Origin of the sequence: Thioalkalivibrio sp. K90mix (genome assembly GCF_000025545.1) — a bacterium.
In the GTDB taxonomy this organism is placed as follows: Bacteria; Pseudomonadota; Gammaproteobacteria; order Ectothiorhodospirales; family Ectothiorhodospiraceae; genus Thioalkalivibrio.
Window position 1 is genome coordinate 2,478,642 of the sequence record NC_013889.1, and the last position, 21,478, is coordinate 2,500,119.

A 21,478-nucleotide genomic window follows, 5' to 3' on the forward strand; every position below is an offset into this window, starting at 1 on the left:
CCGCACCCCGTCGCGGGCAGGCGCAGCACCAGCAGCCCCTGTACGACCGGCTTCCGCTTTATGCCTCGCCGCGGAACAGACGGCCCAGCGCCAGTCCCGGATCCTCGGTACGCATGAAGGCCTCGCCCACCAGGAAGGCATTCACCCCCGCCTCCTGCATGCGCGCCACATCCTCGCGGGTATGAATCCCGCTCTCGGTGACCAGCAGTGCGGACTCGGGCACCTGATCCTTCAGCTCCAGCGTGGTCTCCAGCCGCGTCTCGAAGGTACGCAGATCGCGGTTGTTGATGCCGATCAGATCCGCGCCGACCTTCTTCGCGCGCTCGAGCTCCTCGGCATCGTGCACCTCGACCAGGGCATCCATGCCCAGCTCGCGACTCAGGAAATACAGCTCGTGCAGTGCGGTGTCGTCCAGCGCGGCGGCGATCAGCAGCACGCAGTCGGCTCCCAGCACCCGCGCCTCGTAGACCTGATACAGGTCGATCACGAAATCCTTGCGCAGGATCGGCAGCTTGCAGGCCACACGCGCATCGCGCAGGTCCCCATCCCGGCCCTTGAAGAAGTCCACGTCGGTCAGCACCGACAGACAGGTGGCCCCGTGTTCCTCGTAGCTGCGGGCAAAGGCCTCGGGGTTGAAGTTCGGGCTGATCTGCCCCTGGCTGGGGCTGGCCTTCTTGATCTCCGCAATCACCGCCGCACGGCTGGCATCGATGTCACGCTGGAGCGCGGCCCGGAACCCGCGCGGCTCAGGCGCCGAGCCCATCCAGCCACGCAGCTCGCGCAATGGCCAGAAGGCCTCGCGCTCCTTCAGCTCTTCGCGCTTGCGTTCGAGGATACGCTTGAGGATGTCCGGGACGTCGTTCATGAGGGCTCCTTAGTTGGTCAATCGTGCACTGGCCGCCTGCAGACGCTCCAGGCGCTCGCGGGCCGCGCCGGAGTCGATCACCTCGGCTGCGCGGCTGACCCCCGCGGCCAGCGTCTCGGCGCCACCCCCGGCATAGATCGCGGCCCCGGCGTTCAGCAGGACGACATCGCGCGCCGCTCCGGCCCGTCCCTCCAGCACCCCTCGCAGCATCTCGGCCGAGGCCTCCACGCTGTCGACCCGGATCGCGTCCAGCCCGCTCCGGGTCAGCCCGAAATCCTCGGGCATCACGGTGTACTCCTCGATCGCGCCGTCCTTCAGCTCGGCGACGCGGGTGGGGGCGCCGATACTGATCTCGTCCAGTCCGTCCTCGGCGTGCACCACCAGCACATGCTCGCTGCCCAGCCCCTTCAGCGCCTCGGCCAACGGGCGCACCCAGGCATCGGAGAACACCCCGAGGACCTGATTCGGCGCCCCGGCGGGGTTGGTCAACGGGCCCAGCACGTTGAACAAGGTACGCACACCCAGCTCCTTGCGCGGGCCGATGGCGTGCTTCATGGCGCCGTGATGCGCGGGCGCAAACAGGAAACCGACGCCGACCTCCTCGATGCAGGTACCGACGGCCTCCGGTGACAGGCCAAGATGAATCCCCAGGTACTCCAGCACGTCGGCGGAACCGGACTTCGACGACACCGAGCGGTTGCCGTGCTTGGCCACGCGCACCCCGCCGGCCGCGGCCACCAGCGCCGAGGCCGTCGAGATATTGAAGGTGCCGGAGGCGTCGCCGCCGGTGCCGCAGGTATCGACCAGCCCGGTACGCGGCACGTCCACGCGCGTCGCCAGTTCGCGCATCACGCCCGCCGCTGCACGGATCTCCTCAATGGTCTCCCCCTTCATGCGCAGGGCGACCAGCAGTCCGCCAATCTGGGCATCGGTGGCCTCGCCGGTCATCACCGCCTGCATCACGGCGGTCATGGCGGCCTCGTCCAGGTCGCGGCGTTCGATCAGGGTCGCTATCGCTTGCTGCACGGTCACAGGGTTGCTCCTGCCGGGGGATCGGGAGCGCTAGTGTAACGCCCGTTCCCGCGCGGCACGAACCAGCCCGCCGCCAGCGAACCATACGAACACTGCGAACAGCCAGATCACCGCCGCACCGGCGACCAGATGCCACAGGACATCATCCAGCCAGTCGACCACGAAGAGCGTGAGCAGGGCCGCCAACCCCAGCTGGACGAAAGCCTGCATCGCCGAGGCCATGCCGCGCGCCCCCGGATAACAGTCCAGCGCCAGCAGGGTCAGCGAGGGCATCCCCAGGGCCAGTGCAAAGCTGTACAGGGCAAACGGCAGGGTCACTGCCGCCACGGAAGTTTCCGGGGCCAGCGCCGCCCAGCCCACCAGCGCCAGCGCAATACCGGTAAGCAGCAAGCCGATGCGCACCGTGACCTCGGGCGCCACGCGCCCGGCACTCCAGCCGGAGGCCATGCCACCGAGCATCAGCCCCACGACCATGGGCGCGAACAGCCACCAGAAATCACGCTCGCCCCCACCGAGGTGGACATAGATCAGGGCCGGCGAGGCTGCGACGAACAGGAACTTCGCCCCGAACAGGGTGGTATGCACCAGCACCGGCTGCAGGAACTGCACATTGCGCAGCGTGCCCGCATAGCGCCTGAGCACCAGTCGCGGCTGGCTGGATACGCGCCCGACCGGGGGCAGGGTCTCGGGCAGCCACAGTCGCGCGGCCACCAGCAGGACCACCCCGTAGAGCACCAGGAACGCAAACACCGAACGCCACCCGAACGCCGACTGCAGATAGCCGCCGAGGATGGGGGCAATCGCGGGACCCATCGCGAACATGATGGTCACCAGTGCAAACACGCGCCTTGCATCGATGGGGTCGAATCGGTCGCGCACCAGGGCACGACTTACGACCACGCCGGCTGCCGCCGCGAACCCCTGGCCGATGCGCAGCCCGATGACCTGCCAGTACTCCACCGCCACCACCAACAGCGCGGATGTCGCGACATAGGCCACCAGCGCCCACAGCACGACCGGTCGCCGCCCAAAGGCATCCGACAGCGGCCCGGCCACCAGGGTAGCCAGGGCAAAGGCGACCAGGTAGGCGGATAGCGTGGCCTGCATCGCGGCGCCATCCACGGCCAGATCGTCGGCCATCGCCGGAAACGATGGCAGGTAGGTATCCAGCGAAAACGGCGCCAGCAGCGCCAGGGGCGCGACCAGCAGCGCGAAACGCAGCCGTGTGCGGCGCTCCGGTGTCAACTCGTCACTACGCCGGCTGGGGCAGGCGGCGCAGGAAGTTGTCGAGGAGCTCGTGCCCCTGCCGGGTCAGGATGGATTCGGGGTGGAACTGCACGCCCTCGACGTCCAGCTCGCGGTGGCGCAGGCCCATGATCTCGTCGCGCGAACCGTCCTCGCGCTCGGTCCAGGCGGTAACCTCGAGGCAATCCGGGAGCGTGGCCGACTCCACCACCAGGGAGTGATAGCGCGTGGCCTCCAGCGGATTCTCGAGACCCGCAAAGACCCCCACACCGGTGTGATGCACCGGCGATGTCTTGCCGTGCATGATCTCTCGCGCGCGCACCACATGCCCGCCGAACACCTGGCCGATGGCCTGATGGCCCAGGCAGACCCCGAGGATCGGGATCTCTCCGGCGAAGCGGCGGATCACGTCCATGGATACACCCGCCTCGTTCGGGGTGCAGGGTCCGGGCGAGATCATGATCCCGGCGGGTGCCATCTCGGCCACCTGGTCGGGGGTGATCTGGTCGTTGCGATGCACCTCGACCTCGGCCCCCAGCTCGCCCAGGTACTGGACCAGGTTGAAGGTGAACGAGTCGTAGTTGTCGATCATCAGGATCATGCCGGGGTTTCCTCCACCGCACCGGACGGGTACAGGACGCAGACTAGCGCGAGCCCGTCCGGCACGCCCGACAACCGCGCTCGCACTGCCCGTTCTGCGCCCGCCATCACGTCCTCAGCCACGGTGCCTGCGCGGCCCCAGCCCGCCCAACGCCATCTCGGCCGCACGCACCACCGCCCGGCCCTTGTTCAGGGTCTCCTGCCATTCGCTCTCGGGCACCGAGTCGTGTACCACCCCGGCACCGGCCTGGATGTGCAGCTCGCCGTCGTGCAGCACGGCGGTGCGGATCGCGATCGCGGTATCCATGTTGCCGGACCAGGACAAATAGCCGACTGCACCGGAATACGGTCCGCGCTTGACCGGCTCCAGTTCGTCGATGATCTCCAGCGCGCGGATCTTCGGCGCACCGGAGACCGTCCCGGCCGGAAAGGTCGCGCGCAATACGTCCATCGGCGAGTGCCCCGGCGCCAACTGGCCCTCCACGTTGGACACGATGTGCATCACGTGCGAGTAGCGCTCGATGGTCATCGTATCGGTCACCTCCACCGAGCCGATCTCGCAGACCCGACCGACGTCGTTGCGCCCGAGGTCGATCAGCATCAGGTGTTCGGCGCGCTCCTTCGGGTCCGCCAGCAGCTCGACCTCCAGCGCGCGGTCCTCTTCCTCGGTACGCCCGCGCGGGCGGGTGCCGGCGATCGGCCGCACGGTCACGCGGTCGTCCTCCAGGCGCACCAGGATCTCCGGCGAGGCGCCGACCACGTGGTGGTCGTCCAGGTCCAGGTAGTACATGTAGGGCGACGGGTTCAGCGCCCGCAGCGCACGGTAGAGATCCAGCGGGGGTGCCGAGAACGGCACGCTCATGCGCTGTGCCAGCACGACCTGCATCACGTCGCCATCCATGATGTATTCCTGCGCCCGCGCCACGGCCGCCTTGAAACCCTCGGCCGACCAGCCCGGCACATACTCCGGCACCGCGTGCGGGTGCGGCGGGTCCTCCGGCGGCACCAGCGGCTCGCCGATCCGGCTCTCCAGCGCGTCGAGGCGTTCGGCCGCCACGGCCTGCCCGTCGGGGCGCGAGGTATCGGCATGCACCACCAGATACAGCCGCCCGGAGAGGTTGTCGTAGACCACGACCTCCTCGGAGACCATCAGCAGGATGTCCGGCAGGCCCAGGGCATCGGGCTTTTCCGGGCCTTCCAGACGCGGCTCGATCAGGCGTACGGTCTCGAAGCCGAAATAGCCGACCAGGCCACCGGTGAAGCGCGGCAGGCCCGGCAGGTCGGCGACCTTGAAGCGCGCCTGGTAGGCCTCGATCCAGGCCAGCGGGTCAGTCTCGGTGGTTTGCTCGACCACATCACCGTCGGTCTCCACCGTGATGTCATGGCCGTGCACCCTCACCCGGGTCCGCGCCGGCAGGCCGATAAAGGAATACCGGCCCCAGCGCTCCCCGCCCTGCACCGACTCGAACAGGTAGGAATACGGCCGGTTGGCCAGCTTCAGAAAGATGGACAGCGGGGTCTCGAGATCCGCCAGGACCTCGCGCACCAGCGGGATGCGGTTGTAGCCCTCGCGGGCCAGTGCGTCGAACTGTTCGGGGGTCATCACAAGGGTTCCTGACAAGAGAGGGGCAGACGGCACGGCAGATCAGTCGCCGTTTCGCCATCGCCTCGCTGTCCGGCCCATTGCGATCATACTCAGGCCGCCCGCGCGGGCAGCAAGTCCGGCAGTTCGTCCAGCCGGTCGAGCACCGCGTCGGGGTTCTCGTCGCGGATGTCGTCGCCGTGATTGTAGCCGTAGGTCATGCAGACGATCTGGAAGCCGGCCGCGCGTGCCGCCTTCACGTCGCTCTTCGAGTCCCCGACCATCAGCGACTCGGAGGGGTCGACACCCAGCTTGTTCGCCGCGTGCAGCAGCGGCGCCGGGTCGGGCTTCTTCTGCGGCAGGGCGTCGCCGGCGACCACGATCTCGAAGTCGTCGAGGATGCCCTTTTCGCGCAGCAGCGGCACGGTGAAGCGCTCGGCCTTGTTGGTCACGCAGCCCAGGCGGTAACCGGCGGCCTTCAGTTGGTCCAGCCCCTCGCGCACCCCCGGGTACAGCGGCGAGCGCCCGGCAGTGTTCTCCTGATAGATGCGCATGAAGACGGGTAGTGCGCGCTCGAAGGCCTCCGGGTCCGGTTCGCCGTCGAGCGCATTGATCAGCGCCCGCTTGACCAGCCGTTCCACCCCATTGCCGACCCAGTTGCGCACGGCCGCCTCGCCGCGCTCGGGCAGGCCCAGCTCGCGCATCATGGCATCCACGCTATAGGCCAGGTCCGGCACGCTGTCGATCAGCGTGCCGTCCAGGTCGATCAGGATCATGCGGGGGCGCTTGAGGGACATCCCGGTCTCCGTCGGACGTGGCGAATCAGGCCTTGGCCAGTTCGTCGCGCATCTGCTGGATGATGCTGTTGTAGCGGTTCGCGTCGGCGTCGTTGCCGGCGCCGAAGATCGCGGACCCGGCGACGAAAGTATCGGCACCCGCGGCCTTGATCTCGCGGATGTTGTCGGCCTTCACGCCGCCGTCGATCTCGAGGCGGATGTCACGCCCGGATTCTTCGATCATCTTGCGCGCGGCGCGCAGCTTGTCGAGCGTGGCCGGGATGAACTTCTGGCCGCCAAAGCCCGGGTTCACCGACATCAGCAGGATCATGTCGACCTTGTCCATCACGTATTCCAGGTAGGACAGCGGGGTCGCCGGGTTGAACACCAGCCCCGCCTTGCAGCCCTCGGAGTGGATCAGCTGCAGGGTACGGTCGATGTGGTCGGAGGCCTCCGGGTGGAAGGTGATGTAGCTGGCACCGGCCTGGGCGAAGTCCGGGATGATGCGGTCCACCGGCTTGACCATCAGGTGCACGTCGATCGGCGCGGTCACGCCGTGCTTGCGCAGGGCATCGCAGACCAGCGGGCCGATGGTCAGGTTCGGCACGTAGTGGTTGTCCATCACGTCGAAGTGGACGATGTCCGCGCCGGAGGCCAGGACGTTGTCGACTTCCTCGCCCAGACGGGCGAAGTCGGCGGAAAGGATGGACGGGGCAATGAAATCGGGTTGTGCCATGGGAAGCCTCGCAGGAATCGCTGGGATAGCGGGACCGACCATCGGCCACGCTCTCGGAACCGCGAAACTTTACCGGATGCCGCCATGCCAGGCAAAAGGCGGCTCATGCGACAGGCCCTCCAACGCAAACGGGCCGGGGGAAGCCCCGGCCCGTCGGCTTGCCGCTTCGTCGTGGCCCGAATCAGTTGAATTCGGACTCGATGAAGGCGGCCACGTTGGCGATGTCGTCATCGCTCAGCGCCTGGGCATGCGGGCGCATCAGACCGGTATGGGAACCGATCTCTTCACCGGCGCGGTAGCGCTCGAGCTTGTCGGTCACGTACTCGGCGTCACGACCGGCCAGCGCGGGGAAGATCGCCTGCCCCTTGCCTTCGGCGCCATGGCAGCTCAGGCAAGTGGACTGGTACTTGGACTGGCCAGCCTGGATGTCGGCCGCCTGCGCGGCGGAGGACAGCATCAGCACACTCCCTGCGATCCCGGCCAGAACGAACAGCTTGGTTTTCATTGTTGTGGTCTCCTCGTTTGCAGCTCACCAACGGGGTTGCGGCCCCATCTGAAGCGAACGTTAGCAAGGCTTCCCTGAACGGTGCATTAACATAAAAACCGATAGGGATATGCCGATTCCGTCGCGTCCCGCGGTCAGCGCCCGTGCACGTAGCGCTCGTCCGACCAGGTCGCCAGCCACTCCGGGCGCACCATCACCAGGCCGGTCACCACCATGCCGTTGAGGACGGCCTCGGGCAGCACGAGCAGGGCCAGATAACGCACGTAATCGCGGTAGATATCGCCCCAGGCCAGGTCGGTGAACAGCCCGTAGATCACCGCCGAGCTCAATACCGTGGCGGCCACCGTCAGGGCCCCGCCAAGGAAGGCAACCCCGTACAGATAGATGAACATGTGCCGCGGCAGCCAGGCCTCGGTCGCCCGCAGCAGGCCCCAGGTCACGGCCACCGGCAGCACGCCCGCCAGCAACACCGTCAGCGGAAAGGCCGCAAGCGGCAACGCCCCCAGCAGGGCCAGCCCCGCCACCACCAGAAACACCATCAGGATGGCCAGCTGCCAGCCAAACATCAGCGTAATCGTGGCCATGCCGAGAAAATGCAGCGCCAGTCCCTCAAGGGTCTGCGCGCGCAGCCCCCAAATCAGCAGCAGACACAGCGTGGCGATCACAAAGAGCTGCGTACGCCCCGGGACGAAGAAGGCCTCCCAGGGCATACGCCGCAGCATGAACAGCAGCCCCGCCCCCAACAGCAGGGCGGACAACACGCGGAGCGCAACCGGGAGTTCGCCCGCACCCTCGACCATGGTCAGTCGGGCTCGCGCTCGGCGACCGCAACCGTATACTCGCGGCCCTGCTTGACCTTGTCGTAATTGCCGAACACTTCCTTGAACCCCTTCTCGATGAAACGCCGCAAACCCGTGATGGTTACGACATAGATGCGACCACCGGGGTTCATCTGCTCGTGGGCATCCAGCAGGTAGGTGTAGAGCATCTCCCGCCCCACCTTGGCCGGCAGGTTGGAAGCCACGAGATCGAAGCGGCGATCGCGGATCTGGGCCAAACCATTGCTGGTCACACACTCGACGTTGGTGATGCCGTTGAGTTCGGCGTTGCGCCGGCTGTATTCGACTGCGAGGAAATTGGTATCCACCAGCGTCGTGATGCCCTGCGGGGCCTTGCGCGCCAGGGTCAGGCCGATCGGGCCATAACCGCAACCCAGGTCAAGGCAGTCATCACTCGGACGCACCTCGATGCGATCCAGCAGCATGCGCGTGCCATCGTCGATCCGGCGCGGCGAAAAAAGCCCCCAGGTCGTGCGAAAACGCAGAGACTCGCCCGCCAGGGTATCGTCGAATTCCAGGTCGCGCTTGAGCTCCGCCTGGCGAATCCGGCGCGAACGGCTGTCCGGGAATGCCTCGGTCACGCGGACACCCCGACCGCCCGCGCCAGATCCTGCCACAGCCCCTCGGCGGTGGAGGCCGAGGCCATCGCGTCTTCCTCGCCAGGCAGCCCCAGCACACTCAGGTGCCCCATCTTGCGCCCCGCCCGCGCCTCGGACTTGCCATACAGATGCAGGCGCGCTCGCCCGGCCTCCAGCGCACCGGACCAGTCCGGGCTGCCGTCCGCGGGCCACAGGTCCCCCAGCAGATTGACCATCGCCACCGGGGCCGTCAGGCGCGCCGGGGCGAGCCCCAGACCACAGATCGCACGCACCTGCTGCTCGAACTGGGAAACGGTGCAGGCGTCCAGCGTGTAATGACCGGTGTTGTGCGGGCGCGGAGCGATCTCGTTGACCAGCAGTTCGCCACTCATCGTCAGGAAGAACTCGACCGCCAGCACGCCACAATAATCCAGGCGATCGGCAATCAACTGGGCGATCGCCACCGCGCGCCCGGAGAGGTCCTCGTCGACGCGCGCGGGTACCCGGCTCAGGTGCAGGATCCCGTCTCGGTGGACATTCTCGGACACCGGGAAGGCCTCGCTGCGACCGTCCGCAGTGCGCGCCACGACGACCGACAGTTCGCGCTCCAGCTCCACCCGCTCCTCCAGTACGCAGTCCACGCCACCGAGTTCTGCGTGCGCGGAAGCCAGATCGCCCATGTGCTCCATCGGGCGCTGCCCCTTGCCGTCGTACCCCAGCCGGGCGGTCTTCAGGATCGCCGGGAAGGAGGGCGCACCGGTGGCGTCCTCGCCACCATCGCCACCGGCTGTCACCGGACGCCACGGCGCGACCGCCACCCCGATCTCGGCGAGAAAACGCTTCTCCTCCAGACGGTCCTGGGCCACGCCCAGCGCGCACAGGCCGGGCCGCAGGCAGGCGTTGGCCTCCAGCCATTCCAGCGCCGGCCGCGGGATATTCTCGAACTCGCAGGTAATCACCGCGCACTGACCGGCCAGGGCCGACAGCGTCTCGGCATCCTCGTAGGGCTGGCAAAGATGACGTGTGGCGACCTGTCCGGCGGGGCTGTGCGGGTCGGGGTCCAGCACCCAGACCGCATAGCCCATCTCGCGCGCGGCGCGCACGAAGTAGCGACCGAGCTGCCCGCCGCCGAGCAGCCCCAGGGTGGCGGGAGGCAGGATCATGATGCGGCCGGCGGCAGGATCTGGTTGAGCACCGTATCGCGCTGCGCACGGCGAAAGGCATCCAGGCGCTGGCACAGGACGGGGTCGTTGTTGGCCAGCATCGCGGCCGCAAACAGCGCGGCATTGGCTGCGCCGGCTTCGCCAATGGCAAAGGTCGCGACCGGTATCCCCTTCGGCATCTGCACGATCGACAGCAGAGAATCCTGCCCCTGCAGGTGGCGCGAGACGACCGGCACACCGAGCACCGGCACCGAGGTCTTGGCCGCCAGCATCCCGGGCAGATGCGCGGCGCCCCCGGCCCCGGCAATGATCACGGCCAGGCCCCGTTCGCGAGCCTGTTCGGCATATTCGAACAGGAGATCCGGGGTGCGGTGGGCGGAGACCACCCGTGCCTCGTAGGGCACGCCCAGTTCCTCCAGCACATCCACCGCGCGTTCCATCGTCGCCCAGTCGGAAGTGCTGCCCATCACCACGCCTACACGTGGGGCGGTATTGTCGTTGTTGGCCGTCATGGACGGAACCTTAGCCGCCCCGCCCCGGGGCGACAAGCCCGCGCCGAGGCCGAATCTCCAGGACGCGGGGCTGACACCCCGCGATCCACCGCTCGTACGCCGCTCATCCCAGTTCCGCCAGCAGCTGGCGGATCATGCGCTCGGCCTGCGAGCCGTAGCCGCCACCAAACAAGTGATCGTGGTTCAGGATGTGGTAGAGGTTGTAGAGCGTCTTGCGCACCGGGTAGCCGGCATCGACCGGACGCATCTCCTCGTAGGCGTCGAAGAAGTCCTGCCCGGGATGGCCGAACAGCTCCATCATCGCCAGATCCGCCTCCGGATCCCCGTAGTAAACGGCCGGATCGAACAGCACGGCCGCCCCATCGGACTGGAAGCCCCAGTTGCCACTCCACAGGTCCCCGTGCAGCAGTGAAGGCTCGGGGCGGTAGTCGCTGAAAAACCCGCCCAGATTCGCTTCCAGGGACTCCAGCGCCTGGATCAGCGAATGCGCGGCCCCGCGCTCGCGCGCCAGACCCCGCTGGAAGCCCAGGCGCTCGTCGCGATAGAACGATACCCAGTCATCGTGCTGGCGGTTCGACTGCAGCGTCGAGCCGATGTAGTTATCGTGATCCAGCCCGAAGCGCGCGGCCGTCTTCATGTGCATGTCGGCCACCCCGTGCCCCAGCGCAACGCCGTCGCGCCGCCCGCCCAGGTCCAGCTCCTCCAGCACGATGAAGCAGGCACTCCCCGCCTTGCCCGTACCGATCACTGCGGGGATCTTCATCCGCTCGCAGCGGGCCAGCTCCTCGAGGCCACGCGCTTCGGCCGCAAACATCGCCTCGGCCATCGCGCCCCGGTTGAGCTTCACGAAAAAGGTCCGGCCATCGGTCCCGGTCACGCGCTGGGCCTGGTTGATCGAGCCCCCGGAACAGGCCTGGCTTCCTGTCGGCTCGAACGCGCTTGCGGTATGGTCCGTGATGCACTGGGCCACCGCCGCCGTGATGGCGTCAGGGCCCGCAGAATCCAATCGGTTCATCCTCGGTATCCGGCTTGCTGATCCATGTGCAGGTTAACGGTTGCCGCAGCATACGTCAGGAGACCAGCCCCATGGCCTTTCGCAAACTCGAGCCGCTGTGCGACAAGATCGGCGCCGAACGCATCCGCACGGTCATCGACGACTTCTATCGCCGCCTGTCCAGCGATCCCGAGATCGGGCACCATTTCGAACGCATCCAGGACTTCGAGGACCATGTCCGGCGCATCTCGGATTTCTGGTACATGAACCTGGGCGGACGCCTGGAGCAGCCGCCCACCATCGACATGGTCGGCAAGCATGCCCCGCTGAACCTGACCGAGGCTGATCTGGCGGTCTGGATGCGCCACTTCAAGGCGACCACCGAGGAGCACCTGGAGGCACCACTGGCAGCCCAGTGGCAACAGCTGGCGGATGGCATCGCCAGTCGGATGCGCGAGGACATCATTCGCTAGCGTCTTCCCACCCGCCTGCCCTGTTGAGGCTGGCCCTGGTTCGTCCTCTGGAGTTAACGGTGGCTTTGGCCATCCGTCTGCCTTGTTTGGCTGGTCCTGGTTCGGCATCCGGTGTTTACGTGCTTTCGGTCCGCCGCCTGCCAAGCGCTCTCTCGCGAGCGCACCGCGAGGTACTTTCTTGCTTGCCCAAGAAAGTACCCAAAGAAGGGCACCCGGATTCCGCCCGGGGACCTTGCTCCAGGGCCCTCGGGCCGGCGGCGCTGAAACTCGCTGCGCCTTCGGCTTCGCTCAAACAGTCAGCGCCTTCTCCCGGCCCGAGGACCCCTCCGCAAGGGGCTTCATACGGGGGGATAAGGTCAAGACAACGGCGGTCCTGACGTTTGTGCCAATGGATGGAGGCAAGGTGTTCCAACATCCTGGGCACGCGCGGCCTTCGGCCCTGGCGTGCCGCGCCCGCCAGCGGGCGCCAGGCCCATGTAGGATGCTGATGAGCGCGGCGAATCGCATCAGGGTTACCCCGGCGTCGGAACGGTGCGTTTCGCTGCGCTCAACGCACCCTACAGCTCGGGGCTTAGGACAGGTACGGGGACACCGTCGGTTTTGACCTACCCTCCCGGTATGAGCCCCTTGTGGAGGGCGTGACAGGCCGGACGATTCAAAATAGAAACGGGGCGCTGACTGTCTGAGCGAAGCGAGTTTCAGCGCCGCCGGCCTGGCGCGGCCGGAGCAAGGTCCCCGGGCGAATCCCGGGCGTGTTTCTTGGGTACTTCTTTGCACGAGCAAAGAAGCCCGTTTTTGATTAAGAACTGGCGCGGCGCGCTCGCGAGTGAGCGCAGGCAGGCGGCCGGACGAAGCCACCGTAAACACCGACGACGAACCAGGGCCAGCCTCAGCGCGTGAAGCAGCCCCGGCCCGTCAGCAGGCGTTCTCGGTGTAGCCGGGTGCGTCGCAGAAGGCGCGACCGAGCGCGAGGTCCTCGCGCATGTTGCGTAGCGCCCGGAGGTGATCCTCGCGGCTCGCCGCGAGCCTGGATTCCGGCGTCACCGGGAACAGCAGCTGCGACAGCGACGGCGGGTCCTGCCCCAAGCGCACCGCATAGACGATCTGGTAGGCATACACCCGGCGCACGTAGTCACGCGTCTCCGAGAACGGGATCAGCTCGGCCCAGATGTCCGCGTCCATCTCGCCGTCGTCCGGCAGCCAGGAGCGCACGCGATGGGCCCCGGCATTGTAGGCCGCCGTGGACAGCAGGCTGTGCCCGCCAAAGCGGTCCAGGTTGCGCCGCAGGTAGTACGTGCCCAGGGTCGCGTTGGTCGCCGGGTCGAGGATGTCCCAGTCGGAGTTGACCCGGACCCCGGCGCTGGAAGCGATCGAGCGCCCGGTCGCCGGCATGATCTGCATCACCCCCAGCGCCCCGGCCCCGGAGCGCACGTCATGCAGAAAGGCGCTCTCCTGGCGGGCAATCGCCATCGCCCAGGCCGGGTCGATGCCCTGTTTTTCCGCGCCCGGGACGATTACGGAATCGAAGGCCAGCGGGAAGCGCAGCTCGATGTCGTCCCAGTTGCGGGCCCGCGCGATGGTGAAGATCGCGCGGTCGTACCAGTTCCAGTCGGCGAACTCGGCCGCCGCGGCCTCGAGCTCGGGCGGCTCCATGCTGGCGACGGTGCGGGTCCATTCGCGGCGTGCCTCAGCGTAGCGGTCCAGCGCCACCAGCTCGCGCATGCGCTGCATGGACGGCCGCTCCATGATCGATTCGCGCGCGCCATGGCCCAGTTGCAGGGGCTGGTGCGCAATGCGGTAGGGCTGCCCCAGACGGTCGGCCGCCAGGAATCCGTGGAAGTTGCGCTCACGCGCCGCCCGTTCGTAGAAGAAGCGCGCTTCGTCGGCATCGCCCAGCTGCTCCAGTGCACGGGCATACCAGTACTGCCAGGCAGTCTCGTCACGGGCGTCGCGGCTCATGGCACGAATCGCGCTTTTGACGGTCTCCCAGTCACGCTGGTGCAGAGCAGCCCGCACCTGCCACTGGCGCAACTGATCGTCGAACACCTCCGCGTCCAGCTCGTCCATGACGGCCAGTGTTTCGTCCCGATAGCGCAGCGCCAGACGCAACGCAAGCGCGTGCTCGATCTCGCGAGCGGTCTCCGTCGACAAGCCCAAGCGCTCGCTCCGTTCCTCCCAGCCCTTCAAAGCGGCATCCAGGTCCTGCGGAATCCAGCGCTTGAACGCCTGTTCCAGCATCGCCTCGGCGGAGCGATGCTCATCCGCGCGGAAGTCCACCTCGACCACCCGCGACGGTCGCGATTCGAGCTCCAGCCAGCGCTCCGCCCAGTCGCGATCGGAGCTCGCCAGATAGCGGCGCAGGTAGCTCGCGAGCCCGGTCTGGCGCGCCTGCATCGCCAGGGCGAAACGGTCCCAGGCCAGCTCTTCGGTCAGCCCGCCGGCATCGCGCCAGGCCTTGAGCGCCGGATCGCAGACACTGGGACGGGACTGGCCGTGCAGCCAGATGGAGTCCATGTCCTCGATCGCCGCGGAGGTATTGCCGGTCTCGATCAGCGCCTTGCGCCGCTGACAGTCCTGTGTCACGGAGAGGTCGCGGCCGTCGTCGGCAAAGTCGAGATAGCGCGACCAGGCCTCCTCACGGGCCAGATAGGAGAGGTAGTTGCTGCGCAACTGGCCGGCCAGCGGGGTGTCGTCGTGCTCCTCGATAAAGGCCCGCACCGCATCGGGGTCCGCGCGCCCCAGGTCGCGCGCCAGTTCGCGATGATCCAGATAGGGCGTCAGCGGATAGCCCTCGAGCGTACTGCGGGCATTGCGGTAGGCCACCATGTCGCCACGGCTCAGGGCACGTTCGGCATGCAGGAACAGGCTGCGTTCGAAGACCATTCCGGTCGGGGCCGGGTTCGCCGCCGGGGCCCCGGCGGCGAAGGCCATGACCAGACCGGTCAGACCCGTGGTGAGTATCCTGGGCAGGCGCATCGGGTTGCGTTCTCGCTTGTCTGATCCGTTCATATTCCGCACGACCTGTGGCGGGCGCAATGGTCTTGTGGTGATTTCGCACCGGCCGGGCCGCATTCCGCGACAATCCCGCGTTGCACCGGTGCGGTGCCTGTGGCCGGTTTCACTCGCGTTCGATCACGGAAAAGGCTCCGCGTTCCACTCCGTCCAGGGTCCAGGAGGCCACCCGGTAGCGCACCAGGCGCAGGGTCGGATGCCCCACCGCGGCGGTCATGCGCCGCACCTGGCGGTTGCGCCCCTCGTGCAGGGTCAGCGCGAGCCAGGTGGTCGGGACGGACTTGCGAAAGCGCACGGGCGGGTCGCGCTCCGGCAGGTCAGGCGGTGTCATGCGCTCGACCTTCGCCGGCTGCGTGCGCCCGTCCTTCAGGTCCACCCCGGTACGCAGGGCCTCCAGAGCGGCGTCATCGGGCTCGCCCTCTACCTGTACCCAGTAGGTCTTGCTGGTCTTGTGCCGCGGCTGGGTCAGCCGCGCATTCAGGCGCCCGTCGTCGGTCAGCACCATCAGCCCCTCGCTGTCGCGATCCAGACGCCCGGCCGGGTACACCCCGGGGATGTCGATGTAATCCGCCAGCGTGGGGCGCCCTTCCGGGTCGGTGAACTGCGGCAGCACGCCCCAGGGCTTGTGGAACAACACGATTCGGGACATTAATCGCAGCGCACGGTTACGCGCTGGGCGAAATGGCGTCCCAGGTCATAGTCCACCGTGGCCCCGTAATCGAGCATCATGGCCTTGGCGACGAGTTGGGGATCCGGGCGGGGGCGCTCCAGCTCTGCACTGCAGCCCGCGGCCGCGAGCCCGTCGGCCTCGATGATGCGCGTACCGGCCGGCTCCTCGTGCAGGAGCTCGATGAAATAGGTCGGATCGTAGACCTTGTACGCCAGGGTCTCGGAACCCACATCGACTGGCTCGTCCAGCGCCAGGCGGAAACGGAAGAACAGCAGCCCCTCTTCCATGCGCATGGACGGATCGGGCTCGGCAACGACGTCCACCTCGCGCCCGCCGGCCTCGACATGGCTGTACCACTCGTATTCCTCGAGGTTGCCGAGGATCTCGCGGGCGAGCGCCTGCAGCTTCTCGTCTTCGGTCGCGCCCTCCTGATGCGCCAGGGCGTCCTCGTAGAGGTACTGCCCGTAGGTCGGGTCGAAGCGCCAGCGATGCAGCATGTGGCTGATGCGCCCCTCGCCATCGCGTTCCAGCGTGATCTCCAGGTCGATCCAGGCATGCGGATGCGCCTGCACCTGCGCACTGACCAGCAGCAGCCACACCAGGCCCGCGGCAAGGATGGCGTAGAGAACAGAACGTGGGCTCATGCAATCTCCGGGGTCGTGGACCGCCAGGCACCGGCGGCCGCCAGCAGGCAACCATGATAATCGCGCGCCACCCCGAGTTCCGCGAGCCAGCGCGCGGCATCGGGTTTCGGCCCGGTGGGGTGCAGTGTCTCGAGCCGCGGCAGGTCGGGGATGCGGTCCACCAGACCGGTCAGGCGGCGCGACAGGCACAGCCGGTCCGACTGCCCGGCGATGCGCGCGGCTACCGCGTCGGCCCGGCGGATAGTGCAGCGCGCCACGGCCTGCGGATCGGCGAGTACCGTCTCCAGATCGCCCAGGCGGCGCAGGATCCGCGCCGCGGTCCTGGGGCCCACGCCCTCGATACCCGGGATGTTGTCGCTGGCATCGCCCGCCAGGGCGAGCATGTCGGCAACCTGTTCCGGACGGATGCGAAAGCGCTTCTCGATCGCGCGGCGATCCAGCGCGGTCCCGCGTTCCGGGTCGTGCAGCCGGTCCTGATCACCGAGGATGACCTGGGTCAGGTCCTTGTCCGCGCTCTTGACCTCGATGCGGAAACCCGCGGCCCGGCCGGCTCGCGCCAGGCTGGCGATCAGGTCATCGGCCTCATACTCGGGATGGGCCAGGGTCCGGAAGCCGAGCTGCCCGAGCAGTTCCCGGATACGCGCGAACTGCTCGCGCAACTCGGGCGGGGCCGGCGGGCGGTGGGCCTTGTAGGTGGGGTCGAGCCGGTGGCGAAAACCCTGGCGCAGGCTCTCGTCGAAACAAAAGGCGATCGGGCCCGGGGCGCAGGCGGGCAGCCACTGGCAGAGCGAATGCACCAGCCCGTGCACGGCCCCGCCCGGACGTCCGAGAGGATCCGGGTCCAGCCCGCGCGCGAACCAGGCACGAAAGACAAAGATGCTGGAGTCGACCAGCGTCAGGGTCGGGCACGGCGGTCCCGCGTGCGACTCAGTGCAGGCGTTCAAGGTCCTTGCGCACCCCGGCGATGGACTGGTCGAAGCCCGCGCGCTCGTCGGCGTCCAGCGCCAGCTCGATCACCCGCTCCATGCCCCCCTGGCCGAGGATGCAGGGCACGCCCATCGCCACGTCACGCTCCCCGTATTCCCCTTCCAGCAGAGCCACGGTCGGCAGGACGCGTCGACGATCCAGGGCGATCGCCTCGACCATCTCGGCGATCGCCGCGGCGGGTGCACCATAGGCGCTGGAGGTCTGCTTCAGGGCGAGGATCTCGGCACCCCCGTGGCGGGTACGCTCGACGATATTGTCCAGCGTTGCCTGGTCCATGAAGTGGTGCAGCGGCACGCCGTTGACACTGGAATAGCGCAGCAGCGGCACCATCGCATCGCCATGACCGCCCAGCACCAGGGCCTGGATGTCGTGGGTGGACAGCCCCGTCTCCAGGGCGATAAAGGCCGCCATGCGCGAGGTGTCCAGGACCCCCGCCTGCCCGAAGACCCGATCGCGGCTCCAGCCGGTCTTCTGCCAGGCGCGGTAGGTCAGCACGTCGACCGGGTTGGACACCACCAGGATGCGGCTCTGCGGCGCATGGACGAGGATGTCCTGCAGGATCTGATCGAGGATCTCGACGTTCTTGTCCAGGACATCGGAGCGCGACATACCCGGCTTGCGCGGCAGCCCGGCCGTGACGATCACCAGTTCCGCCCCGGCGATTACCGAGGGTTCGTGACTGCCGCTCAGTCGCGTATCGAAGCGCAGCAGGGGTGCGGTCTCCTGGATATCCAGTGCCGCACCGGCCGCCGCACCCTCGCGCACGTCCAGCAACGCGATCTCGCGGGCGACATCGCGCCGGGCCAGAAACTGGGCAGTGGATTCGCCGACGCGTCCGGCTCCGATGATGGCGATTTTCTGCATGCTTCCCTCGTCTGACGGGGGGGTGGAGTTTGGTTACCGGAATGAACCACCTGCGGTGGTCGATTCCGGCGGCACGCCTCTGTGCCGCAAGGAAACGCTGATCAATCAGCGGTTCCTTAGCGGCGGGCGACGCCGCTGTCGCGCGCCGCCTGGGCGACCGCCTGCGGCACGGTATCGATCAGGCGCGGATCGAACGGGGTCGGCAGGATGTAATGCGGACCGAACTCGAGTGCCTCCAGGCCGTAGGCGTCCAGCACCGCCTGCGGGATCGGCTCGCGGGCGAGCGCGGCCAGCGCATGCACGGCCGCGACCAGCATCTCGTCATTGATCCGGCGCGCGCGCACATCCAGCGCACCGCGGAAGATGAACGGGAAGCCCAGCACGTTGTTGACCTGGTTGGGGTAGTCCGAGCGGCCCGTGGCCATGATCAGGTCATCGCGCGTCTCGAGCGCCAGTTCCGGACGGATCTCCGGATCCGGGTTGGACAGCGCGAAGATCACCGGCTTTGGCGCCATGGATTTCAGCATCTCGGGCGTCAGCAGATCGGGGCCCGACAGCCCGATGAAGACATCCGCCCCGTCGCAGGCGTCTTCCAGCGTGCGCGCCTCGGTATCGACCGCGAAGATCTGCTTGTATTCATTCAGGTCGTTGCGCTGGCTGTGGATCACGCCCTTGCGGTCCACCATGAACAGGTTCTTCTTGCTCGCCCCCAGGCGCAGCAGCAGCTGCATGGAGGCGATGCCGGCCGCGCCGGCGCCCACACAGACAATCTTCGCGTCACTGAGCTTCTTGCCCTGGATCTCCAGGGCATTGACCAGACCGGCCGCGGTGATGACCGCCGTGCCGTGCTGGTCGTCGTGGAAGACGGGGATATCCAGGCGCTCGGACAGGCGGCGCTCGATCTCGAAGCAGTGCGGTGCGGCAATGTCCTCGAGGTTGATCCCGCCGAAACCGCCGGCAATGCGGGCCACGGTGTTGATGAAGTCCTCCGGCTGCGGCGCATCCACCTCGATGTCGTAGACGTCGATGTTGGCGAAGGCCTTGAACAGCACGCCCTTGCCCTCCATCACCGGCTTGGCCGCCAGCGCGCCGACATTGCCCAGCCCCAGCACGGCTGTGCCATCGGTGATCACCGCGACCAGGTTGCCCTTGCCGGTATAGCGGTAGGCGAGCTCCGGGTCGGAGGCAATCGCGCGCACCGGCGCGGCCACGCCCGGCGAATAGGCCAGGGAGAGATCATCCTGGGTCGCCGTGGGCTTGGTGATATGGATGGCCAGCTTCCCGGCCGGCTGCTGTTCGTGGTAGTCCAGCGCGCGCTGGGTGAAATCCTTGGTCATGGTAATGCGAGGCCTTCTTGGCAAGTGCGTGGGGACGGGAGCCGCAGCGCCCGTTCCCGCGGTGAACCGTGACTAATTGACCGGATGCGTCGGGACCGATCGCCGCTGTGCCTGCTCGTAAAGCGGGCGGAATTCGTCGGCCATGCGGGTCAAATCGCGCTGGCGCGACTCGGGCGCCGGGTGCGTGCTCAGGAACACCGGATGGCGTCCGTTGGCCTGCTCCGCCATCTTGCGCCATAGGCTCGCGGCTGCGTCCGGATCATAACCGGCCCGCGCGGCCAGTTCGATCCCGATGCGGTCGGCTTCCGATTCCATCCGGCGGCTGTGGGGCAGCTGCACCGCGAGCGCGGCCCCGAGCGCGGCGCCAGTCAGCGCGACGGGCGAACGGTCGCCGGTCATCGCATAGCCCGCCACCGCGAGATTGCTGGCCAGGGCCACGGACATCTTCTCGGCCGTGTGCGCAGACAGCGCATGGGCGATCTCGTGGCCGATGATCTGCGCCAGCTCGTCATCGGTCAGCTCCAGCTGCTCGATGATGCCGGAGTAGATCGCCATCTTGCCACCGGCCATGGCGAAGGCGTTGACCGTGTCCGGCGCCTCGATCACGCGAATCTCCCACTCCCAGTCGGCGGTCTCGGGGCGGTACTGGACCGCCTGCGCCACCACGCGCTCGGTGATCTGCTGCACGCGCGCGGTCATCTCGGGGTCGGCGTCCACGCGCCCCTCCTCGCGCGCCGGGGCGAGCATCTCCACATAGGCGGTGCGCGAGGCATCGATCGCCTGATTCTCGGAGACCAGCATCAGCTGCGAGCGCCCGGTGACCGGATTGGTGGTGCAGCCCGGCAGCGCGACGGCCAGGCCCGTGCCGATCAGCAGCGTCAGGGCCAGCGCCGCCCAGCGACGGGGAAACAGGCGGGACAGGGCGTTCATCGATCAAGTACCTCGAGATCAAAGGGGTGGCGGATCCGCATCCGCCCTCGCTCCCTCCAAGGATACACCGTGCCGCGTGCAACAACGGTGTTACCCAGCAGTGAGCGGGGTTCCATATCCTCGAAAAAATCGCGATCATCCCCGGAGATCAGCAGGTCCAGCAGTCCGTCCAGGACCAGGACCCAGTGCGGGTCGCGCACGCGCACGTCGATCACCTCGCCCTGGACCCGCAACCGCCCCTGCGAGCGCTCGCGCGGTGGCTCCAGCCAGCCGACCGGGAGGGCCTCGAGCCGCTCCAGCCAGAGCCCTCGCGGCGCTTCCCGTGCCGCGGCCTCGGCCCCGTAATAGCACTCGTCCAGGGGCCCCGGTTCCGGCCCGGGGCGCGGCATCGCCAGGCCATCCCCAATCAGGCTGGCCGCCAGCAGCGGCCCATCGTCGATCCAGGCATGCATGCGCAGGCGGCCATAGGCGTCGCGGGCCGGACGCCCCGGCAACAGCACCAGGCGCTGACCGACGCCGCGCAGGCGTTCCTCCAGGGACTCGCTCAAGTCCAGCCCGAAGCCGACTGGCAGCAGCTGTGGCGCAACCGGCGGAAGCGGGGCCACCGGTGCCAGACCCAGCAGACGGATGTGTCGCCCGTCTTCCAGTTCCAGGGCATCCGGCGCCCACACACGCTCGACCGTCACGCGCTGCAGATCGCGCGGATCGTGGTCCTCCAGCGCACATTGCGCCGCGGCCACCGGCGCGAGCAGCCACGCCGACAGCGAGACGAAACAAACGAGGGCGCCCCGCAGGGCGCCCTCGTTGCTTGGCACAAGCATCCGCTGGACGCCCTGCCAGAAACCGCCTCGCGCCATCGGGCGCGAACGCACTCTAGGGAGACGCTGGTCTAATCGCACGTCCGCGTTGACACCCCAGGTTTTCCGAGACAAGGCGCGGTGCGCAGCCGGTAGTGGTTCTACCGGCAAGGGCCGCAACGCCGGATCGGGGAACCTGGGGTGCCAACCCCGAAGGGGCTCGGCCGCTTTTGCGCGAGAACGGCGTTGCGGTTCCTTTGTGCAGAATGACTGCACGGCAGTCACCGCGCCTTGTTCGCACGCAAAAGCGACTCGAGCGCGGACGCGCGATTAGACC

At 67.7% G+C, this 21,478-nt stretch carries 22 protein-coding genes; 1 reads left to right on the plus strand and 21 read right to left on the minus strand.

Features of this window, described 5'->3' with window-relative positions:
* Window positions 1–58: 58 nt before the first annotated feature.
* The 13 genes from trpC to TK90_RS11905 form a co-directional block, all read right to left on the minus strand.
* The gene (trpC, locus tag TK90_RS11845) at window positions 59–865 is read right to left on the minus strand and encodes an indole-3-glycerol phosphate synthase TrpC (RefSeq protein WP_012983720.1); all 807 of its coding nucleotides are present in this window, start codon (window positions 863–865) and stop codon (window positions 59–61) included.
* 9 nt (window positions 866–874) lie between these two features.
* Complete coding sequence (gene trpD, locus TK90_RS11850; protein ID WP_012983721.1) at window positions 875–1,897, minus strand: anthranilate phosphoribosyltransferase; 1,023 nt, start codon at window positions 1,895–1,897, stop codon at window positions 875–877.
* 30 nt (window positions 1,898–1,927) lie between these two features.
* Window positions 1,928–3,142 carry a multidrug effflux MFS transporter gene (locus TK90_RS11855; RefSeq protein WP_012983722.1) on the minus strand — a complete coding sequence of 405 codons (1,215 nt, stop codon included), beginning with the start codon at window positions 3,140–3,142 and terminating at the stop codon, window positions 1,928–1,930.
* 7 nt (window positions 3,143–3,149) lie between these two features.
* Window positions 3,150–3,743, minus strand: a complete 594-nt coding sequence (locus tag TK90_RS11860) for an aminodeoxychorismate/anthranilate synthase component II (protein ID WP_012983723.1) — start codon at window positions 3,741–3,743, stop codon at window positions 3,150–3,152.
* A 114-nt stretch (window positions 3,744–3,857) separates the two neighbouring features.
* Entirely contained in the window at window positions 3,858–5,345 is a 1,488-nt protein-coding gene (trpE, locus tag TK90_RS11865; RefSeq protein ID WP_012983724.1) for an anthranilate synthase component I, read from the minus strand.
* 92 nt (window positions 5,346–5,437) lie between these two features.
* On the minus strand, window positions 5,438–6,121 hold the full coding sequence (locus TK90_RS11870) for a phosphoglycolate phosphatase (RefSeq protein WP_012983725.1): 684 nt from the start codon (window positions 6,119–6,121) through the stop codon (window positions 5,438–5,440).
* A gap of 25 nt (window positions 6,122–6,146) precedes the next feature.
* Complete coding sequence (gene rpe, locus TK90_RS11875; RefSeq protein ID WP_012983726.1) at window positions 6,147–6,836, minus strand: ribulose-phosphate 3-epimerase; 690 nt, start codon at window positions 6,834–6,836, stop codon at window positions 6,147–6,149.
* 181 nt (window positions 6,837–7,017) lie between these two features.
* A complete protein-coding gene (locus tag TK90_RS11880) occupies window positions 7,018–7,341 on the minus strand; it encodes a c-type cytochrome (protein WP_012983727.1) in 324 nt (107 codons plus the stop codon).
* Window positions 7,342–7,475: 134 nt separating this feature from the next.
* Window positions 7,476–8,141, minus strand: a complete 666-nt coding sequence (locus tag TK90_RS11885; protein ID WP_012983728.1) for an energy-coupling factor ABC transporter permease — start codon at window positions 8,139–8,141, stop codon at window positions 7,476–7,478.
* 2 nt (window positions 8,142–8,143) lie between these two features.
* Entirely contained in the window at window positions 8,144–8,761 is a 618-nt protein-coding gene (locus TK90_RS11890; protein WP_012983729.1) for a class I SAM-dependent methyltransferase, read from the minus strand.
* A complete protein-coding gene (locus tag TK90_RS11895; RefSeq protein ID WP_012983730.1) occupies window positions 8,758–9,921 on the minus strand; it encodes a 5-(carboxyamino)imidazole ribonucleotide synthase in 1,164 nt (387 codons plus the stop codon). The genes TK90_RS11890 and TK90_RS11895 overlap by 4 nt, the downstream gene beginning before the upstream one ends.
* On the minus strand, window positions 9,918–10,433 hold the full coding sequence (gene purE, locus TK90_RS11900; RefSeq protein WP_012983731.1) for a 5-(carboxyamino)imidazole ribonucleotide mutase: 516 nt from the start codon (window positions 10,431–10,433) through the stop codon (window positions 9,918–9,920). Before purE ends, TK90_RS11895 begins: the two co-directional genes overlap by 4 nt.
* A 103-nt stretch (window positions 10,434–10,536) precedes the next feature.
* Window positions 10,537–11,448 (minus strand): fructosamine kinase family protein, encoded by a 912-nt coding sequence (locus tag TK90_RS11905; RefSeq protein WP_012983732.1) that lies wholly within the window; start codon window positions 11,446–11,448, stop codon window positions 10,537–10,539.
* 71 nt (window positions 11,449–11,519) lie between these two features.
* Here TK90_RS11905 and TK90_RS11910 point away from each other — a divergent pair, with 71 nt between their 5' ends.
* Window positions 11,520–11,900, plus strand: a complete 381-nt coding sequence (locus TK90_RS11910) for a group III truncated hemoglobin (protein ID WP_012983733.1) — start codon at window positions 11,520–11,522, stop codon at window positions 11,898–11,900.
* Window positions 11,901–12,815: 915 nt separating this feature from the next.
* Here TK90_RS11910 and TK90_RS11915 read toward each other — a convergent pair.
* The 8 genes from TK90_RS11915 to TK90_RS11950 all read right to left on the minus strand — a co-directional run bounded on the left by TK90_RS11915 (window position 12,816) and on the right by TK90_RS11950 (window position 21,165).
* A complete protein-coding gene (locus TK90_RS11915; protein ID WP_012983735.1) occupies window positions 12,816–14,876 on the minus strand; it encodes a transglycosylase SLT domain-containing protein in 2,061 nt (686 codons plus the stop codon).
* Window positions 14,877–15,018: 142 nt separating this feature from the next.
* A complete protein-coding gene (locus tag TK90_RS11920) occupies window positions 15,019–15,561 on the minus strand; it encodes a pseudouridine synthase (RefSeq protein WP_012983736.1) in 543 nt (180 codons plus the stop codon).
* Window positions 15,561–16,226, minus strand: coding sequence for a DUF1007 family protein (locus tag TK90_RS11925; RefSeq protein WP_012983737.1), 666 nt, complete (start codon window positions 16,224–16,226; stop codon window positions 15,561–15,563). Before TK90_RS11925 ends, TK90_RS11920 begins: the two co-directional genes overlap by 1 nt.
* Entirely contained in the window at window positions 16,223–17,170 is a 948-nt protein-coding gene (locus tag TK90_RS11930; RefSeq protein WP_012983738.1) for a 5'-3' exonuclease H3TH domain-containing protein, read from the minus strand. The genes TK90_RS11925 and TK90_RS11930 overlap by 4 nt, the downstream gene beginning before the upstream one ends.
* The gene (mdh, locus tag TK90_RS11935) at window positions 17,154–18,077 is read right to left on the minus strand and encodes a malate dehydrogenase (RefSeq protein ID WP_012983739.1); all 924 of its coding nucleotides are present in this window, start codon (window positions 18,075–18,077) and stop codon (window positions 17,154–17,156) included. Before mdh ends, TK90_RS11930 begins: the two co-directional genes overlap by 17 nt.
* Before the next feature lie 116 nt (window positions 18,078–18,193).
* Window positions 18,194–19,414, minus strand: a complete 1,221-nt coding sequence (locus TK90_RS11940) for a malic enzyme-like NAD(P)-binding protein (protein WP_012983740.1) — start codon at window positions 19,412–19,414, stop codon at window positions 18,194–18,196.
* Window positions 19,415–19,486: 72 nt separating this feature from the next.
* Window positions 19,487–20,344, minus strand: a complete 858-nt coding sequence (locus TK90_RS11945; RefSeq protein ID WP_012983741.1) for a M48 family metallopeptidase — start codon at window positions 20,342–20,344, stop codon at window positions 19,487–19,489.
* Window positions 20,341–21,165 carry a hypothetical protein gene (locus tag TK90_RS11950; protein ID WP_012983742.1) on the minus strand — a complete coding sequence of 275 codons (825 nt, stop codon included), beginning with the start codon at window positions 21,163–21,165 and terminating at the stop codon, window positions 20,341–20,343. Before TK90_RS11950 ends, TK90_RS11945 begins: the two co-directional genes overlap by 4 nt.
* Window positions 21,166–21,478 lie beyond the last annotated feature (313 nt).

Excerpts from the sequence above, each read along its gene's own strand:
- trpC (WP_012983720.1), bottom strand. The coding sequence starts at position 865 with ATGAACGACGTCCCGGACATCCTCAAGCGTATCCTCGAACGCAAGCGC.
- TK90_RS11860 (WP_012983723.1), bottom strand. The coding sequence starts at position 3,743 with ATGATCCTGATGATCGACAACTACGACTCGTTCACCTTCAACCTGGTC.
- trpE (WP_012983724.1), bottom strand. The coding sequence starts at position 5,345 with ATGACCCCCGAACAGTTCGACGCACTGGCCCGCGAGGGCTACAACCGC.
- TK90_RS11870 (WP_012983725.1), bottom strand. The coding sequence starts at position 6,121 with ATGTCCCTCAAGCGCCCCCGCATGATCCTGATCGACCTGGACGGCACG.
- rpe (WP_012983726.1), bottom strand. The coding sequence starts at position 6,836 with ATGGCACAACCCGATTTCATTGCCCCGTCCATCCTTTCCGCCGACTTC.
- TK90_RS11880 (WP_012983727.1), bottom strand. The coding sequence starts at position 7,341 with ATGAAAACCAAGCTGTTCGTTCTGGCCGGGATCGCAGGGAGTGTGCTG.
- TK90_RS11885 (WP_012983728.1), bottom strand. The coding sequence starts at position 8,141 with ATGGTCGAGGGTGCGGGCGAACTCCCGGTTGCGCTCCGCGTGTTGTCC.
- TK90_RS11895 (WP_012983730.1), bottom strand. The coding sequence starts at position 9,921 with ATGATCCTGCCTCCCGCCACCCTGGGGCTGCTCGGCGGCGGGCAGCTC.
- purE (WP_012983731.1), bottom strand. The coding sequence starts at position 10,433 with ATGACGGCCAACAACGACAATACCGCCCCACGTGTAGGCGTGGTGATG.
- TK90_RS11905 (WP_012983732.1), bottom strand. The coding sequence starts at position 11,448 with ATGAACCGATTGGATTCTGCGGGCCCTGACGCCATCACGGCGGCGGTG.
- TK90_RS11910 (WP_012983733.1), top strand. The coding sequence starts at position 11,520 with ATGGCCTTTCGCAAACTCGAGCCGCTGTGCGACAAGATCGGCGCCGAA.
- TK90_RS11915 (WP_012983735.1), bottom strand. The coding sequence starts at position 14,876 with ATGCGCCTGCCCAGGATACTCACCACGGGTCTGACCGGTCTGGTCATG.
- TK90_RS11920 (WP_012983736.1), bottom strand. The coding sequence starts at position 15,561 with ATGTCCCGAATCGTGTTGTTCCACAAGCCCTGGGGCGTGCTGCCGCAG.
- TK90_RS11925 (WP_012983737.1), bottom strand. The coding sequence starts at position 16,226 with ATGAGCCCACGTTCTGTTCTCTACGCCATCCTTGCCGCGGGCCTGGTG.
- mdh (WP_012983739.1), bottom strand. The coding sequence starts at position 18,077 with ATGCAGAAAATCGCCATCATCGGAGCCGGACGCGTCGGCGAATCCACT.
- TK90_RS11940 (WP_012983740.1), bottom strand. The coding sequence starts at position 19,414 with ATGACCAAGGATTTCACCCAGCGCGCGCTGGACTACCACGAACAGCAG.
- TK90_RS11945 (WP_012983741.1), bottom strand. The coding sequence starts at position 20,344 with ATGAACGCCCTGTCCCGCCTGTTTCCCCGTCGCTGGGCGGCGCTGGCC.
- TK90_RS11950 (WP_012983742.1), bottom strand. The coding sequence starts at position 21,165 with ATGCTTGTGCCAAGCAACGAGGGCGCCCTGCGGGGCGCCCTCGTTTGT.